This is a genomic window from Stenotrophomonas sp. YJH_SMC_127, assembly GCF_059372445.1.
Genome location: NZ_JCAFVO010000002.1, coordinates 173906 through 188500 on the forward strand (window position 1 = coordinate 173906; position 14595 = coordinate 188500).

General features: G+C 69.3%; 12 protein-coding genes. 8 read left to right on the forward strand and 4 right to left on the reverse strand.

The annotated features are described in order from the left end of the window. The first annotated feature begins 132 nt into the window (after positions 1 to 132). The 8 genes from AC5QAB_RS06110 (at position 133) to AC5QAB_RS06145 (ending at position 10297) form a co-directional block, all read left to right on the forward strand. The gene (locus AC5QAB_RS06110; RefSeq protein ID WP_100450208.1) at positions 133 to 1329 is read left to right on the forward strand and encodes an MFS transporter; all 1197 of its coding nucleotides are present in this window, start codon (positions 133 to 135) and stop codon (positions 1327 to 1329) included. After that, entirely contained in the window at positions 1326 to 2519 is a 1194-nt protein-coding gene (locus tag AC5QAB_RS06115; RefSeq protein ID WP_197561958.1) for an isochorismate synthase, read from the forward strand. Before AC5QAB_RS06110 ends, AC5QAB_RS06115 begins: the two co-directional genes overlap by 4 nt. After that, a complete protein-coding gene (locus tag AC5QAB_RS06120) occupies positions 2516 to 4168 on the forward strand; it encodes a (2,3-dihydroxybenzoyl)adenylate synthase (RefSeq protein ID WP_049439392.1) in 1653 nt (550 codons plus the stop codon). Before AC5QAB_RS06115 ends, AC5QAB_RS06120 begins: the two co-directional genes overlap by 4 nt. Next, positions 4168 to 4800 carry an isochorismatase family protein gene (locus tag AC5QAB_RS06125; RefSeq protein WP_164110483.1) on the forward strand — a complete coding sequence of 211 codons (633 nt, stop codon included), beginning with the start codon at positions 4168 to 4170 and terminating at the stop codon, positions 4798 to 4800. The genes AC5QAB_RS06120 and AC5QAB_RS06125 overlap by 1 nt, the downstream gene beginning before the upstream one ends. After that, positions 4800 to 5057 (forward strand): phosphopantetheine-binding protein, encoded by a 258-nt coding sequence (locus tag AC5QAB_RS06130; RefSeq protein WP_032962506.1) that lies wholly within the window; start codon positions 4800 to 4802, stop codon positions 5055 to 5057. Before AC5QAB_RS06125 ends, AC5QAB_RS06130 begins: the two co-directional genes overlap by 1 nt. Continuing rightward, the gene (locus tag AC5QAB_RS06135) at positions 5054 to 8944 is read left to right on the forward strand and encodes a non-ribosomal peptide synthetase (RefSeq protein ID WP_197561957.1); all 3891 of its coding nucleotides are present in this window, start codon (positions 5054 to 5056) and stop codon (positions 8942 to 8944) included. The genes AC5QAB_RS06130 and AC5QAB_RS06135 overlap by 4 nt, the downstream gene beginning before the upstream one ends. Next, positions 8935 to 9693: a 2,3-dihydro-2,3-dihydroxybenzoate dehydrogenase gene (locus AC5QAB_RS06140; RefSeq protein ID WP_197561956.1), complete on the forward strand. Its 759-nt coding sequence runs from the start codon at positions 8935 to 8937 to the stop codon at positions 9691 to 9693. The genes AC5QAB_RS06135 and AC5QAB_RS06140 overlap by 10 nt, the downstream gene beginning before the upstream one ends. A 157-nt stretch (positions 9694 to 9850) precedes the next feature. After that, entirely contained in the window at positions 9851 to 10297 is a 447-nt protein-coding gene (locus AC5QAB_RS06145; protein ID WP_197561955.1) for an REP-associated tyrosine transposase, read from the forward strand. Positions 10298 to 10547: 250 nt separating this feature from the next. On the opposite strand, the gene AC5QAB_RS06150 is transcribed toward AC5QAB_RS06145, so the two are convergent. From AC5QAB_RS06150 to AC5QAB_RS06165, 4 genes are read right to left on the reverse strand one after another with little or no spacing between them, the layout of a single operon-like run. Further along, entirely contained in the window at positions 10548 to 10931 is a 384-nt protein-coding gene (locus AC5QAB_RS06150) for a DUF2894 domain-containing protein (RefSeq protein WP_049407312.1), read from the reverse strand. Next, positions 10921 to 11559: an OmpA family protein gene (locus AC5QAB_RS06155; protein WP_005409939.1), complete on the reverse strand. Its 639-nt coding sequence runs from the start codon at positions 11557 to 11559 to the stop codon at positions 10921 to 10923. Before AC5QAB_RS06155 ends, AC5QAB_RS06150 begins: the two co-directional genes overlap by 11 nt. After that, on the reverse strand, positions 11556 to 13820 hold the full coding sequence (locus tag AC5QAB_RS06160) for a DUF802 domain-containing protein (RefSeq protein ID WP_197561429.1): 2265 nt from the start codon (positions 13818 to 13820) through the stop codon (positions 11556 to 11558). The genes AC5QAB_RS06155 and AC5QAB_RS06160 overlap by 4 nt, the downstream gene beginning before the upstream one ends. A gap of 10 nt (positions 13821 to 13830) precedes the next feature. Further along, complete coding sequence (locus AC5QAB_RS06165) at positions 13831 to 14484, reverse strand: DUF3348 family protein (protein ID WP_032962494.1); 654 nt, start codon at positions 14482 to 14484, stop codon at positions 13831 to 13833. Positions 14485 to 14595: the final 111 nt, after the last annotated feature.

Here is a 14595-nt window from a genome sequence, read left to right on the forward strand (position 1 = left end):
TTCAAGAGAATGGGTATCAAATGCAAATACGAGCCGTTATCATTTGAGGATGGCGTCCGGTCCTGAGCAGGGCCGGCGCCGGGCGGGGCGCAGGTGCGCCCGGCGATCCCTTCCTGTTACGGCTGGTGTTCCATGCACGCACGTCCCGTCGTTCCCGGCTTGCCGGCGCTGGTAGTGGCCGCCCTGATCGGCACCATGGCGATGATGTCCTTCGTCGCCGTGATCGGCCCGGTGGTCCGCATGCTCGGGCTGTCCGAGTGGCATGCCGGCCTGTCGGTCACCGCCGCAGGCGTGTTGTGGATGCTGGCCGCGCGCCCCTGGGGTCAGCTCAGCGACCGCATCGGCCGCAAGCGCGTGCTGATGCTGGCGATGAGCGCCTACACCGTGGTCTACATCGCGCTGGCGGTGTTCATCGACGTTGCCCTGCAGGCGGTGCCGCCGGTACTGGTATCGGTGCTGGTGCTGGTCGGTGCGCGAGGCCTGATCGGCCTGTTCTACGCGGCGGTCCCGCCTACCGCAGCCGCGCTCATCGCCGACAAGGCACCGACCGGCCAACGTGCGAAATTCCTCGCCCGACTGGGCAGCGCCAATGCGCTGGGCATGGTGCTCGGGCCGGCCGCTGCCGGCTGGCTTGCCTATACCAACCTTTCGCTGGCGCTGTACGTGGCCGCGTTGCTGCCGCTGCTGGCACTGGCATTGCTGGCTTGGCGGCTGCCGGCTACACCGCCGGTGGTTGGCGCGTCCGCACAGCGCTGCGCGCCGATGAGCCGCCTCGACCCGCGCCTGCGCCTGCCGCAGCTGGCGGCGCTCATCGCCATGGTCTCGGTGACCATCGCGCAGGTGACGGTGGGCTTTTTCGCGATTGATCGCCTGGGCCTGGATGCTGCCGCTGGTGCACGCATGGCCGGCATCGCGCTGACCGCGGTCGGCATCGGCCTGATCCTGGCGCAGGCGCTGGTGATGAAGCTGGAGGTGCATCCGCGCCGCTGGATCATCCTCGGCGCGCTGATTTCCGGCATTGGCTTTGCTTCGGTGGCGGGCGTGCAGCAGGGCTGGCAGTTGCCGGCGGCATACGCGCTGGCCGCGTTCGGCATGGGCTTCGTATTCCCCTCGTTCCAGGCGCTGGCCGCCGACGCGGTGGAAGCGCACGAGCAGGGTGCCGCGGCGGGCACGGTCGCTGCCGCGCAGGGGCTGGGCATGGTGGCCGGGCCGATGCTCGGCACGCTGTTGTATCGCGGCGGGCCCAGCCTGCCATATCTGCTGGTCGGCGCGCTGCTGCTGTTGCTGTGCGCGCTGGCTGCAGCGCATCGGATGAAGGAGACCCCATGAACGATTCCCTGATGCAGGGCGCGTGGCCGGAGGCTGCGCCCGCGCCGCTGGAGAGCACTGACGACGCGTCGCTGTTCCTGCTGCAGCATGCAGGCCAGCATGTGCACGCACGCGGTTGCCGCCTCGCGCTGCCGGGTGGCACGCTGGCAACCCTGGCGGAGCGCGTTGCGGCCTTCTTCGCCCAGCAGCGTGGCGGTCCGGGCCTGCTGGTCGGTGCGGTGCCATTCGAACCGCGTGCCGACGACGCGTTGTACCAGCCCGAGCGCCTGCTGCCGGCCCTGCCGTTGCAGCCACGGGCGGCGCCGGCGCTGCAGGGCCCGCTGCAGGCGGAGCCCGCAGCGCAGGACTATGCAGCTGCGGTTGCCGCGGCAGTGAAGGCGCTGCGCGCGCCCGACCAGGACCTGCACAAGGTGGTGCTGGCGCGCAGCCTGCTGGCGCACAGCCGCCATGCGCTGTCTCCGGAGGTGCTGCTGGCGCGGTTGGGCGCGGATCCCTCGGTGGCGACCTATGCGGTGCCGCTTCCGGTTGAACCGGGGCACGCACCGGCCTGGCTGGTGGGGGCGACGCCGGAACTGCTGCTGCGCAAGCGCGGCGCCGAGCTGTTGTCGCATCCGCTGGCCGGGTCCGCGCGCCGCAGTGCCGATGCCACCGAGGACGAGCGCGCCGCGCAGGCGCTGCTGGCTTCGAACAAGGACCATGACGAGCACCGCCACGTGGTCGAGGCCATCATCGAGGGCCTGGCGCCGTACTGCAGCCACATCGATGCGCAGCCGCGCCCGGTGCTGCATGCCACCGCCAGCATGTGGCATCTCGGCACCCGCATCCACGCCACCCTGAAGGATCCGCAGACATCGGCGGCCGAGCTGCTGGCGCAGTTGCATCCAACGCCGGCGGTCTGCGGTACACCCCGGCTGGCGGCACTGCAGCGTATCCGCGAGCTTGAGCCGGTGCCGCGTGGCTTCTATGCCGGTGCGGTCGGCTGGCTGGATGCGCAAGGGGATGGTGACTGGTATGTGGCGATCCGCTGCGCACGCCTGCAGGGCACGCAGCTGCGCCTGTACGCCGGCGCCGGCATCGTTGCCCAGTCGCAGCCCGAGGCCGAGGTCGCCGAAACCGCGGCGAAGTTTGCCGCCCTGTTGAACGCGTTGGGCGTCCACGACGCCGCGCCCGTCATCGAGCCTGCTGCATGAACACGCCCACTGTTTCTTCCCGCCTGCCACTGCAGCAGGCATGGCCCGATGCGCTGGTGGCGCGCTATCGCGAGGCGGGCTACTGGCGCGGCGAGACCTTCCCGGCGTTCCTGCGTGAGCGTGCGGAACGCTACGCTGATGACATCGCCGTGGTCGCTGGCGATGTGCGCCTGAGCTACGCGCAGCTGTGGCACGAGGCCGGTCGCATCGGTGCCGGACTGCTGGCACTCGGCCTGCAACCCGGTGAGCGGGTGCTGGTACAGCTGGGCAACACCGCCGGGTTCATCGCCACCGTATGCGGGCTGTTCCGCGCCGGCCTGGTGCCGGTGTACGCGCTGCCGGCGCACCGCATCACCGAGCTGGTGCACTTCGCCAACAAGGCCGAAGCCAGTGCCTACATCACTGCCGACCTGCACGATGGCTTTGATCATCGCGGGCTGGCGCGGGCGCTGCAGGCCGAGGTGCCGGCGCTGCGCCACGTGGTCATCGATGGCGATGCAGCAGAGTTCACCGCGCTCGAGGCGCTGCAGGGAGACCGCAACCAGCTGCCGGCCGACCCGGACCCGCAGTCGGTGGCGTTCCTGCAGATCTCCGGCGGCAGCACCGGGCTGTCCAAGCTGATTCCACGCACCCACGACGACTACATCTACTCGTTCCGTGCCAGCAATGACCTCTGCGGCATCGACCGCGACAGCGTGTATCTGGTCGCGCTGCCGGCCGCGCACAACTTTCCCATGAGCTCGCCCGGTTTCTTCGGCGCGCTGTATGCCGGTGCCCGCGTGGTGCTCAGCCCCGGTCCGGGGCCGGACGCGGCCTTCCCGCTGATCGCGCGCGAGCAAGTGACCTGCTGTGGGCTGGTGCCGCCGCTGGCGCTGTTGTGGGCACAGGCCGCCGCCACCAGCAAGCACGACCTGTCCAGCCTGCAGGTACTGCAGGTAGGCGGGGCCAAACTGGTGCCGGAAGCCGCACGGCGGGTGATTGACGGTCTTGGCTGCACGCTGCAGCAGGTGTTCGGCATGGCCGAAGGCCTGGTGAACTACACACGGCTGGATGATCCGGAAGAACTGATCGTAGCCTGCCAGGGCCGGCCGATCAGCCCGGACGACGAGGTGCGCGTGGTCGATGACCATGACCAGCCGGTGCCGGAAGGCGAGGTAGGGCATCTGCTGACCCGCGGCCCGTACACCATCCGTGGCTACCACAACGATGCGGTGGCCAATGCGCGTTCGTTCACCGACGACGGCTTCTACCGCACCGGCGACCGCGTGCAGCAGCTGCCCGGAGGCTACCTGGTGGTGCAGGGCCGTGCCGGTGACCACATCAACCGGGCGGGCGAGAAAATCTCCGCCGAGGAGATCGAAGATCACCTTCTGGCCCACCCCGGCGTGTTCGACGCCGCCGTGGTCTCCATTCCTGACGAGTATCTCGGTGAGCGCAGCTGCGCGTTCGTGATTGCGCAGGGCGAGCCGTTCAAGGCGCCGGCGCTGAAGGCCTGGATGCGCGGGCGCGGCTTGGCCGCGTTCAAGGTGCCCGACCAGGTCGTGTTCGTCGACAGTTTCGATACCACCGCGGTCGGCAAGATCAGCCGCCGCGAACTGCGCGCGCAGCTGCGTGCGCGTCATCTGCAACAGACAGGAGGAACGCGCTGATGGCGCTGCCCCGTATCACCGATTACCCCTTGCCGACTGCCGCCGAACTGCCGCAGGCGCGCGGCCCGTGGCGCCCGCAGCGCGATCGTGTCGCGCTGCTGGTGCACGACATGCAGCGCTATTTCCTGGCCGCATTCGACGCCGGCAACGCACCGCTGCGGCCGGCAGTGGACAACATCGCACGGCTGCTGGCGCATTGCCGCGCGCACGGCATTCCGGTGTTCTACACCGCCCAGCATGGCGACCAGGACCGCCGTGACCGTGGCCTGCAGGCCGACCTGTGGGGACCAGGCATGCGTCGCAGCACCGACCATGAACCAATCATCGAGGCACTGGCACCGCAGCCTGGCGAGCACGTGCTGGTGAAGCACCGCTACAGCGCGTTCCAGCGCAGCAACCTGGAGACGCTGATGCGGGTGCGTGGACGCGACCAGCTGCTGGTCACTGGCGTGTATGCGCATATAGGCTGCACGGCCACCGTGGTCGAAGCCTTCCAGCGCGACATCGAGGCGTTCATCGCGGCCGATGCGGTAGCGGATTTCTCGCGTGCCGACCACGATCAGGCCCTGCACTGGATTGCCCGCACCTGTGGCGTACCGATGACCACCGACCAGTTGCTGGAGGTGCTGTGATGGCCGCCACGGGTGACGTGCTGGATCTGGAGCGGATGCGTGCCGACGTGGCGCGCGTGCTGGAATGTGCTCCGGCCGAGATCGGTGACGACGACAACCTGATCGACCTGGACCTGGACTCGATGCGCATGCTCGGCCTGGTCCTGGCCTGGGGCAACACCGGCCTGCCCATTGAGTTCTCGCAGCTGGCCGAGCACACCACGCTGCGCCAGTGGTGGGCTGTGGTGCAGCAACTGCAGGCCGCGCAGAACGCATGAACGCCGCTGCGCTGGCCACACCGGTGGCATTGACCGAGGCCCAGGCCGGACTGTGGTTCGCACAGCGGCTGGCACCGGACAATCCGTCATTCAATACCGCGCACGCGGTGTGGATCGACGGCCCGTTGGACGTGGCCGCGTTCATTGCAGCGGCAGACCAGGCTGCAGGCGAGGCCCAGGCCTTCGCATTGCGCTTTGCCGAAGGGGCCGATGGCCAGCCGCTGCAGTGGCATGACCCGGCACACGTGCCGCTGCTTTCGGTGCGCGATGTTTCCACCGCGGCGGATCCCACCGCGGCGGCACGCAACCTGATGCAGGCCGATCGGCTCAGCGCGGTCGATCCGACCCGCGACCGGATCAGCCAGCAGGTGTTGTTTGACCTGGGCGGGCAGCGCTGGGTCTGGTACCTGCGCGTGCATCATCTGGCCGCCGATGGCTACGGCATGGCGCTGTTCACCGATCGCGTGTGCGCGTTGCATGCCGGTCGCATGGCTGAACCGCTGCCAGGGCTGGCGGGCGTGCTGGCGGATGACGCCGCCTATCGTGCCGACCCGCGTCGTGCGCAGGCCGGGCACTGGTGGCGCGAGCAGTTGCAGGGGGCGCCGGCGGGCGTGGGCCTGGCAGGCACCGTGGCGGCAAGCGACGATGCGCTGCGCTGGGTGCGGCCGCTCGATGCGGCCTTCCGTGAGCAGCTGCTGCAGGCCTCGGCACGTTGGCTGCAGCCCTGGCCGGATGTGCTGGCCGCGCTGGCGGCCGAGTACCTGCGGCGGATGAGCGCCGCCGATGAAGTGGTGCTGGGCGTGCCCTACATGGGCAGGCTCGGCAACGCGTCGGCGCGGGTGCCGGCGATGGTGATGAACGTGTTGCCGCTGCGCGTAGCGGCCGGCGAGGGCAGCGTCGAGGCCTTCACCCGCGGCCTGGGCCGGCAGCTCAGCCAGGGTCGCAAGCATGGCCGTTACCGCAGTGAGCAGCTGCGCCGGGACCTGGGGCTGGTCGGCGCGCAGCAGCGCCTGCACGGTCCGCTGGTGAATGTGCAGCCGTTCTACAAGCCGCTGGCGCTGGCCGGCGCGCAGGCAACGCTGGAGGTGCTGTGCACCGGGCCGGTGGATGATCTGACACTGGGCTTCCGTGGCGATGGCCAGCACCTTCTCGATCTGGAGATCGAGGCCAATCCCGCGATGTACAGTCGCGAGGATGTCGAGGCGCATGCAGCGCGGTTGCTGCATTTCGTGTCGGCAGCATTGCAGGCTGACGATATCGCAGCCGTGCCTCTGGCGACGCTTGAGGAGGCGCAGCAGGTGCTGCACGGTTTCAATGCCACCGCGCATGCGCTTCCCGAGACTACCCTGGTTGAACTGCTGCAGCAGGGCATGGATCGGGATCCGCACGCGCCGGCGCTGGTGTTCGGCGACACTACGCTCGACTATGCAACGCTGGAAGCACGCAGTTTTGCGCTTGCCGCACAACTGCGCGGCATGGGCGTCGGCCCGGGCAGCGTAGTCGCGGTGGCATTGCCGCGCTCGCTGGAACTGGTGCTCGCGCTGGTCGCGGTGCTACGCGCAGGCGCGGCCTATCTTCCGCTGGACCTTGCCCATCCCGATGAGCGGTTGGCACGTATTCTTGCGTCGGCGCAGCCGGTGTGCGTACTGGCTGCGCCAGACGTATCGGTGCGCATGGCCGGTGTGCCGGTGCTCGCGCCGGAGCAGTGGACCGCGCTGAGTTTTGCAGCGCCATGGGCGGATCCTGCGCCCAGCGATGCCGCCTATGTGATCTATACCTCCGGTTCGACCGGCGAGCCCAAGGGCGTGGTCGTCGAACACCGCGCGATCGTCAATCGCCTGCTGTGGATGCGCGAGCAGTACGGCATCGGCGCCGATGACCGCGTGCTGCAGAAGACCCCGGCCACCTTCGATGTCTCGGTCTGGGAATTCTTCCTGCCGCTGCTGTGCGGGGCAACGCTGGTGGTTGCCAGGCCCGATGCGCATCGCGATCCCACTGAACTGGCGCGCTTGATCCGGGGCCATGGCATCACCACCGCGCATTTCGTGCCGTCGATGCTCGACGCCTTCCTCGCTGCGCCGGCCTCCGAAGGTTTGCAGCTGCGCCGCGTATTCACCAGTGGCGAGGCGCTGGACGCTGCGTTGCGCGACCGCTTCCATGCGCGCGTGCACGCAGAACTGCACAACCTGTATGGCCCGACCGAGGCCGCAGTGGACGTCAGCTATTGGCCGGCGTCAGCGCAGGATCGCTCGCGGCCGGTGCCGATCGGCTTCCCGGTCTGGAACACCCGCCTGTACGTGCTGGACGCCCGGATGCAGCCGGTGCCGGTTGGTGTGGCCGGTGACCTGTACCTGGGCGGCGTGCAGCTGGCACGCGGCTATCTCGGTCGCGACGATCTGACCGCCGAACGCTTCCTTGCCGATCCTTTCCTGGCGGGCGAGCGCATCTACCGCACCGGCGACGTGGCGCGCTGGCGCCGCGATGGTGCGGTGGAGTACCTGGGCCGCAGCGACCATCAGGTGAAACTGCGCGGCCTGCGCATCGAACTGGGCGAGATCGAGGCGGCTTTGCGCGAACTGCCGGGCATGGAGCGGGTGGAAGTGCTGCTACGCCAGGATGCTCCCGGCGAAGCGCGTCTGGTGGCCTATGTGCCGACCGCGCTTGCCGATGCCGTAATGCTGCGCAGCCACCTCGCCACGCGTGTGCCGGACTACATGGTGCCCTCGGCCATAGTTGGTGTGGACCACTGGCCGGTGACCGCCAACGGCAAGCTCGACCGCAACGCGTTGCCGAAGCCACCGCAACGTGAAGTTGCCGGCTTGGCGCCGCGCACGCCGTTGGAACAGGAGCTGGCGTTGCTGTTCGCACAGGCGCTTGGGCGTGAGGCGCCGGTGGCGGTGGATGCGGACTTCTTCAGTCTCGGCGGTGACTCGCTGTCGGCGGTGCACCTGCTGCTGGCGATCGAGCAGCGCTGGCGCTGCGATCTGGGTTTGGGCGCCTTGTTTGCCCGGCCCACCGTGGCCGCGCTGGCGGTTCGTATTGCCGCGCCACCCGCGCTGGCCGATCACGCGCTGGGGCCGGTGATCGCGCTGGCCGCAACCGACGCTGCCGGGCCCACTCCGCTGTTCGTGCTGCACCCGGCCGGTGGCATCGCCTGGAACTACCGCACCCTCGCCCGGGCACTGCAACCAGCCCGCCCGGTGTATGGCCTGCAGTCGCCGGCACTGGACGCGCGGCTGCCACTGCCGAGCAGCATCGAGGCGATGGCCAACGATTACGTACAGCGCGTGGTCGCACTACAGCCGAAGGGGCCGGTGCATCTGCTGGGCTGGTCGGTGGGCGGCATCCTCGCCCAGGCGATGGCGGTGCGGCTGCATGAGATCGGCCGCGACGTCGGCGAACTGGTGCTGCTGGACGCCTATCCCAGCGAGTGCTGGCGGGCCGAGCCTGAACCGGACGCCGTCGCCGCACTGCGGGCACTACTGGCGATTGCCGGCCATGACCCGGATGCGCATCCGGAACTGGACAGTCGTGAACGCATACTCGCGTTCCTGCGTCGCGGCGGTAGTGCACTGGGCAGCCTGCCGGATGTGGTGCTTGACGGCGTGGTGCGCGCGGTGACCGGTACCAACCGGCTGATCCGCGAACACATCCACCAACCGTTCGACGGCACGCTGGTGCACGTCCGCGCTGGCCGGGATCACCAGGCGCGGCCACAGCTGCAGTCGGCGTTGTGGCGGACCCACGCGCGCAAGGTGCAGGCACTGGAGCTGCCGTTCCTGCACGCCGAACTGACCGGCCGCGATGCGGTGGCGCAGCTGGCGCCGTGGTTGTCGGCGCGGTTGCGCCACTGGGACGAGCAACAGGAGACCGCAACATGCAATTGACCGGTTTTGAAGGTCGTGTGGCGCTGGTGACCGGTGCCGCCGGCGGCATCGGCGACGCACTGGTACGGTTGCTGGCCGCGGCCGGTTGCACCGTGGTGGCGACCGATCGCGAGGCACCCATGTTCGCGGATGCACGTGTGCAGGCGTTTGCTCTTGACGTGACCGACAGTGCGGCCGTCGACGCCTTGGTGGATCGGGTCGAGTCCAGCATCGGGCCGATCATGCTGGCCGCCAGCGTGGCCGGTGTGCTGCATGTGGGCGGCGTGACCGAGACCGGCGATGACGACTGGCGCCGGGTGTTCGCGGTGAACACCGACGGCGTGTTCCATGTCGGGCGTGCTCTGGCGCGGGTGATGTCGCCGCGCGGGCAGGGCGCGATGGTTACCGTCAGCTCGAATGCGGCCAGTGTGCCGCGACACGGGATGGCCGCCTATGCGGCATCCAAGGCCGCCGCCACCATGTTCACCCGCTGCCTCGGGCTGGAACTGGCGCCGCTGGGAATCCGCTGCAACATCGTCGCCCCGGGATCGACGTTGACCCCGATGCAGACCGGCATGTGGCAGGACGAGCACGGTGCCGAGCGGGTGATCGCTGGCAGCCTGGAGACCTACAAGGCCGGCATTCCACTGCGCAAGCTGGCCACCCCCGAGGACATCGCGCACTCGGTGATGTTCCTGCTCTCCGAGCAGGCCGGGCATGTGGCCATGAGCGACCTGTACGTCGACGGCGGCGCCACCCTGCGCGGCTGAGCCCCGACGGCTGGTAGTGCCGGCCGCTGGCCGGCAACCTACGGCCCCCGGTAGTGCCGGCCGCTGGCCGGCAACCTCATTCACCTTCAGACATCTCCCAACCCCCGTCGAGCCATGGCCCGACAGCCAACGCGCAATGATCGACCCACCATGGGGCATGAGCAGCCATCGCCTCCGCCTGGGCCGTCACTCGATCATCGGCCAGGTCTACGTTCTGACAACTACCACGCATCAGCGCCGCCGGCTCTTTGAAAGCAAAGCTGCAGCAGCATGTGTGATCGACCAGTTCCACTACATCGAACAGCGCGGGCTCGTACAGTCACACGCATGGGTCGTCATGCCGGATCACGTCCACTGGATGTTCGAGCTGCGCGCAGCTGACCTTCCAGACATCGCACGCCGGATGAAATCGTCGAGCGCGCTTGCCCTGAATCGCCTGGTGGGCCGTCGAAGTACGGTGTGGCAGCCCGGCTACTTCGATCATGCCGTGAGGGCCGAGGAGTCGATGGCGCGGCAAGCGCTGTACATCCCGGGGAATCCGGTACGCGCCGGTCTTGCTGGGCAGATTGGCGAGTATCCGCATGCGTGGTCGGTCTGGGTGTGATGCCGGCCAGCGGCCGGCACTACCAGTCAATGTTCAGCGCGGCCATTCGCTGTTCAGCGCCGCTTGAGTGCGCTTCGGCCGTGGTCGGTCCGATCTGATGCCGGCCAGCGGCCGGCACTACCACGGCAGAACCGAAGCGCAGCGCAGATCGTGTTCCGGCGCACAGAGCACCCGCGATGGTAGTGCCGGCCGCTGGCCGGCAACCCCATGGACCTGCGGCCATCAATCAATTGCCGGCCAGCGGCCGGCGCTACTCCTTCGGCGTCTGGCGCGGCTTGCGCGTGCGCTTCGGCTTTGCGCTATCCGCACCGCTGGCGGCGCCATCCTGCAGTGCCTGCAGCCAGGACAAGGTGTCCACGTAGTCGATGAAGTGGCGCAGGTAGCCGGGGCTGGTGGCCTGCATCGTGTCCAGCATGCGCTGCACCAGCACCGCCGAGTTCAGCGGGCCGCCGTCAGCCGGGGCCTCGGTGCGCAGGGAGCGACGCACCTGCAGTTCGCTGCGCAGCTCCGACCACTCGCGCTGCACCTGCTGCAGCATCGGCACCTGCGGGTAATGCGGCAGCGAGCGCGACCCTGCATCAAGGTCGCGCACCAGTGCGCGCAGGCCTTCGAGCGCTGGCGGCTTACTTGGCATCCGGGGCCTTGGGCTTGGGAATCGGCGCGATCTCTACGCGACGGTTGCGTGCGCGGCCTTCCTCATTGGCATTGGAACTGACCGGCTGCTCGCTGCCGAACGCGGCGGCGAACACGGCGTCCGCCGGTACGCCATCGGCGATCAGGGTGCGGGTCACGGTCAGCGAGCGCTGCGCCGACAGCTCCCAGTTGTCGGCGAAACGCCGGTTGCCTTCGCGTACCGGCGCGTCATCGGTGAAGCCGCTGACCATCAGGATCTCTTCGCGGCTGCCCAGGTAGGCGGCCAGCGGTGCGGCCAGGCTGCGCAGCAGCTCCTGGCCTTCCGGCTGCAGCTGGTCGGAGTTCAGCGCGAACAGCACGCTGCCGCTGATGCCGATGCGGCCATCCACCAGCGTCACGCGACCGGCCGCCAGCGGGCCCGCCAGCGCCTGTTCCAGGGTCTGCAGACGCTTGGCTTCGGCCTGGCGCTGCTTCACTTCCTGGTCCAGTCGCTGCGACAGCTCCAGCTGCACGGCGACCACACCGACCAGTATGAGCACGAACGCGCCCAGCAGCACCGACATCAGGTCGCCGAAGGCTGCCCAGATCGGGGCATGCGAACCGCCGTCGACCTCCAGCTCGTCGCTCATGCGCTGCCGGCCTTGCCGCGGCGCGCGGCCAGCTGCTGCAGTTCTTCCATCACCTGCTTCTGCGACAGCAGGCTGAGGTCGACCACCTCGCGCGCCTGGGCTACGTAGTAGGCCAGCTGCTCGTCGCTGCGGGCCAGCGAGGCATCCAGTGCGCCGCCGATCTGTTCCAGGCGGCCGGACAGCTCGGTGGCGGCACTGCCGAACTGCGCGACCGCTTCGCCGAACGTGCCGGCCAGCTGGCCCACTTCGGCAGCGCTGCCGTTGAGCGCTGCGGCAATGCCATCCAGCTTGCCGGTCTCTGCGGCGATATGGTCGGTGAAGCGATTGCCAACCCGCTCCAGCAGCTCGGCCGAGCCACCGACCAGTGCGTCCACAGCGGTGCGCTGCTCGTGCGAAGCGTGATTGATCGCATCCAGCAGGGTCTGCACGGTGGCCAGCAGGCGGCCGCGCTCTTCCAGCATCGCGTTGTCACGCACCAGGCTCTCGGACAGCGTGCTGCGCAGCTCGTTGATGACGTCGGCAGCAGCCTTCGGAGCGGCGGCGGCGGTCTGCAGCAGGGTAGACACTTCAGCCAGCGTGGCGCTGGCCTGCGCGCGACCGTTCTCGCCGATCTGCTGTGCGGTGGCCGCCAGCGCGTCGCAGACCTGCTGCTGCTGCGCGGCCAGGCGTTCGCCGTTGGCCTGCAGGCGCTCGGCCAGGTCGCTGGAAACGTGCTGCAAGGCATCGCTCCAGCGCTGCAGGCGCTGTTCGTCGCCGGCCTGCAGCTGCGCCTGCAGCGCGGCGTGGGCCTGCTGCAGCTCGGCGCTGACCGCGTCCCAGCGCGCCTGGCGCTGCTGCTCGCGGCTGTCCAGGCTGGCCTGCAGCTCGGCGTGCGCGGTGGCGGCGGCGGCCTGGGCGGCCTGCCACTGCTGCGAACGTTGCAGTTCGTGGTCCTGCAGCAGCGACTGGCTGGCGCTGTGCTGCTGCTCCAGTGCCTGCAGCAGCGCCTGCGCACGCGCGTCCAGATGCTCGCTGGAGGCCAGCAACGCCTGCTGCTGGCGTTCGACCAGCGCGCTGTTCAGTGCCTGCTGCTGTTCGGCGGCGGCGCGCCATGCCTCGGCATTGCCGCGGGCATCGGCCTGCAGGCGCTCGCCGAGACGCGCGACCAGTGCTTCGGCGTGCGCGCCCTGGCCATCGCTGAAGGCCTGCAGGTGCTGGCGCAGATCACTGACCAGCGCCTGTTGTGCCTGGGTCTGCTCGCTCACCACCTTGGCCCAGCTGGCCTCGGTGGCGACGCGGCTGCGCTCGAAACCCTCGCTCAGGCCGGCCAGCTGCTGCTGCACGGCCTGCTCGACGCGGGCATGCAGTGCTTCGCCGTGATGGGCCAGGCCAGCCAGGGTGGTTTCGGCCATCGGCTGCAGCGCACCACCGATGGCGGCGGCGCTGGCTTCGGCCCCTTCGCGCAGCGACTGCTGCAGCGAGACGGCCAGGCGTTCCTGCAGGGCCTGGCTCTGGGTCAGGAACTCGGCCTGGCCGGCCAGCAGGCGCTCATTGGCGGCCGCACTGTGCTGTTCAAAAGTGCTGGTCATCGCCTGCAGGCGGTCGACCAGCGCCGGCAGCGCCGCAGACTGTGCCTGCAGCAGGCGCAGCGATTCGGCGCGCTGCCAGGCCTGCGAGTACGGATGCAGGTCGCCGGCAATGGCGCGGTCCAGCTGCTGCACGGCCTGCAGGCGGTCACGACGCAGCAGTGCCGCCAGCAGGCCGAGCATGGCCGAGCTGGCCACACCGGCGATCGAGGTACCGAATGCCACCGCCAGGCCCTGCACCGGCGAGGCCAGCGAGCCGCGGATCGCGGCCATGTCGGTCGCACTCTGCAGCGCCAGGCCGGTGCCACGCAGCGTGTCCATCATTCCCAGCAGGGTGCCGAGCATGCCCAGCAGCACCAGCAGGCCAACCAGGTATGGGGTCAGTACCGGTGCGGGCAGGGCGGTGCGCTCGCCTTCCACGCGCAGGCGCACGGCGTTGCGCAGGCCCAGCGGCACGCGTTCCAGCCAGGCGGCGAGGCTTTCCTTCGCGCTGGACAGGTCGTTCAGCGCGCTGCGCAGGCCGTTGCTGGCCTGGCGGTAGCGATACAGCTCCACGCCACCGGCGATGTAGCAGGCCGCGATGATCGCCGCCACCGCTGCACCCAGCGGATGCACCGAAACGTAGCCAATGCCGATCCAGCACACGGCCAGCAGGCCGACAAGGAAAACAACGACATGGAAAGCAGTTCTGGACATGGTGTTCCGGTCAGTGGGAGCGCAGGGCGTCTTGCAGCCCTTCGATCGGGTGGAAGCGCAGCTGCAGCTCGGCGAGCAGCAGGGTGCGCATGTCATGGCGGAAGGCCGCGCGCCAGCCGGGCTGGCCGTGCACGCGTTCAAAACGGGCGCCGAGCACCGCCGGCGCCGTGGCCAGCAGGCTGTGCTCGCGCGGGGTAAGGGTCTGTTCCATCACCGCATCGACCTCGGCCAGCCGCGCCAGCTCGGGCGAAACCTGCACCAGCTGGTCGCGCAGTCGGCCGCGCAGGCGCCCGGTGGCGGTCTGGATGGCCTGCTGCAGCACCCGATAGCGCTGGCGCAGCGAGGCGAAGTTGGGTACAGCGGCGGCTTCGGCCAGGTCCAGCAGGCGCTCGGCTTCGGCATCCTCACTGATCGAGGCCAGCAGGCTGGCGTGCGCCTGCGCGCAGTCGGCCAGCACATCCTCGAGCGCTTCGGCGGCTTCACCGGGCTCGGGCAGACGTCCGCCGAGCGCCCCGGACAGGGCCACGGCGCGGCTCCAGTCCACCCACTGGCCGAGGCGCTCGGTCAGGGCGGGACTGGTGGCCGGCATCGCGCCGTCGCTGAGACGGGCGAGCAGGCGGAGGAACTCCGGTCCACCCAGGACCGGCTGCGCTGCGTTCGCCATCAAGGGATGAGGGGCCAAAAACCGCTGATTTTACAACCAGATGACCCGGCTTGGATGAAGGCGGGGCCGGGGGGAGGGGCCCGCGGGCGCGACAAGGCTTAGAATGTCCGG

Coding starts and splice junctions, on each gene's coding strand:
- AC5QAB_RS06110 (WP_100450208.1), top strand. CDS start 133: ATGCACGCACGTCCCGTCGTTCCCGGCTTGCCGGCGCTGGTAGTGGCC.
- AC5QAB_RS06115 (WP_197561958.1), top strand. CDS start 1,326: ATGAACGATTCCCTGATGCAGGGCGCGTGGCCGGAGGCTGCGCCCGCG.
- AC5QAB_RS06120 (WP_049439392.1), top strand. CDS start 2,516: ATGAACACGCCCACTGTTTCTTCCCGCCTGCCACTGCAGCAGGCATGG.
- AC5QAB_RS06125 (WP_164110483.1), top strand. CDS start 4,168: ATGGCGCTGCCCCGTATCACCGATTACCCCTTGCCGACTGCCGCCGAA.
- AC5QAB_RS06130 (WP_032962506.1), top strand. CDS start 4,800: ATGGCCGCCACGGGTGACGTGCTGGATCTGGAGCGGATGCGTGCCGAC.
- AC5QAB_RS06135 (WP_197561957.1), top strand. CDS start 5,054: ATGAACGCCGCTGCGCTGGCCACACCGGTGGCATTGACCGAGGCCCAG.
- AC5QAB_RS06140 (WP_197561956.1), top strand. CDS start 8,935: ATGCAATTGACCGGTTTTGAAGGTCGTGTGGCGCTGGTGACCGGTGCC.
- AC5QAB_RS06145 (WP_197561955.1), top strand. CDS start 9,851: ATGAGCAGCCATCGCCTCCGCCTGGGCCGTCACTCGATCATCGGCCAG.
- AC5QAB_RS06150 (WP_049407312.1), bottom strand. CDS start 10,931: ATGCCAAGTAAGCCGCCAGCGCTCGAAGGCCTGCGCGCACTGGTGCGC.
- AC5QAB_RS06155 (WP_005409939.1), bottom strand. CDS start 11,559: ATGAGCGACGAGCTGGAGGTCGACGGCGGTTCGCATGCCCCGATCTGG.
- AC5QAB_RS06160 (WP_197561429.1), bottom strand. CDS start 13,820: ATGTCCAGAACTGCTTTCCATGTCGTTGTTTTCCTTGTCGGCCTGCTG.
- AC5QAB_RS06165 (WP_032962494.1), bottom strand. CDS start 14,484: ATGGCGAACGCAGCGCAGCCGGTCCTGGGTGGACCGGAGTTCCTCCGC.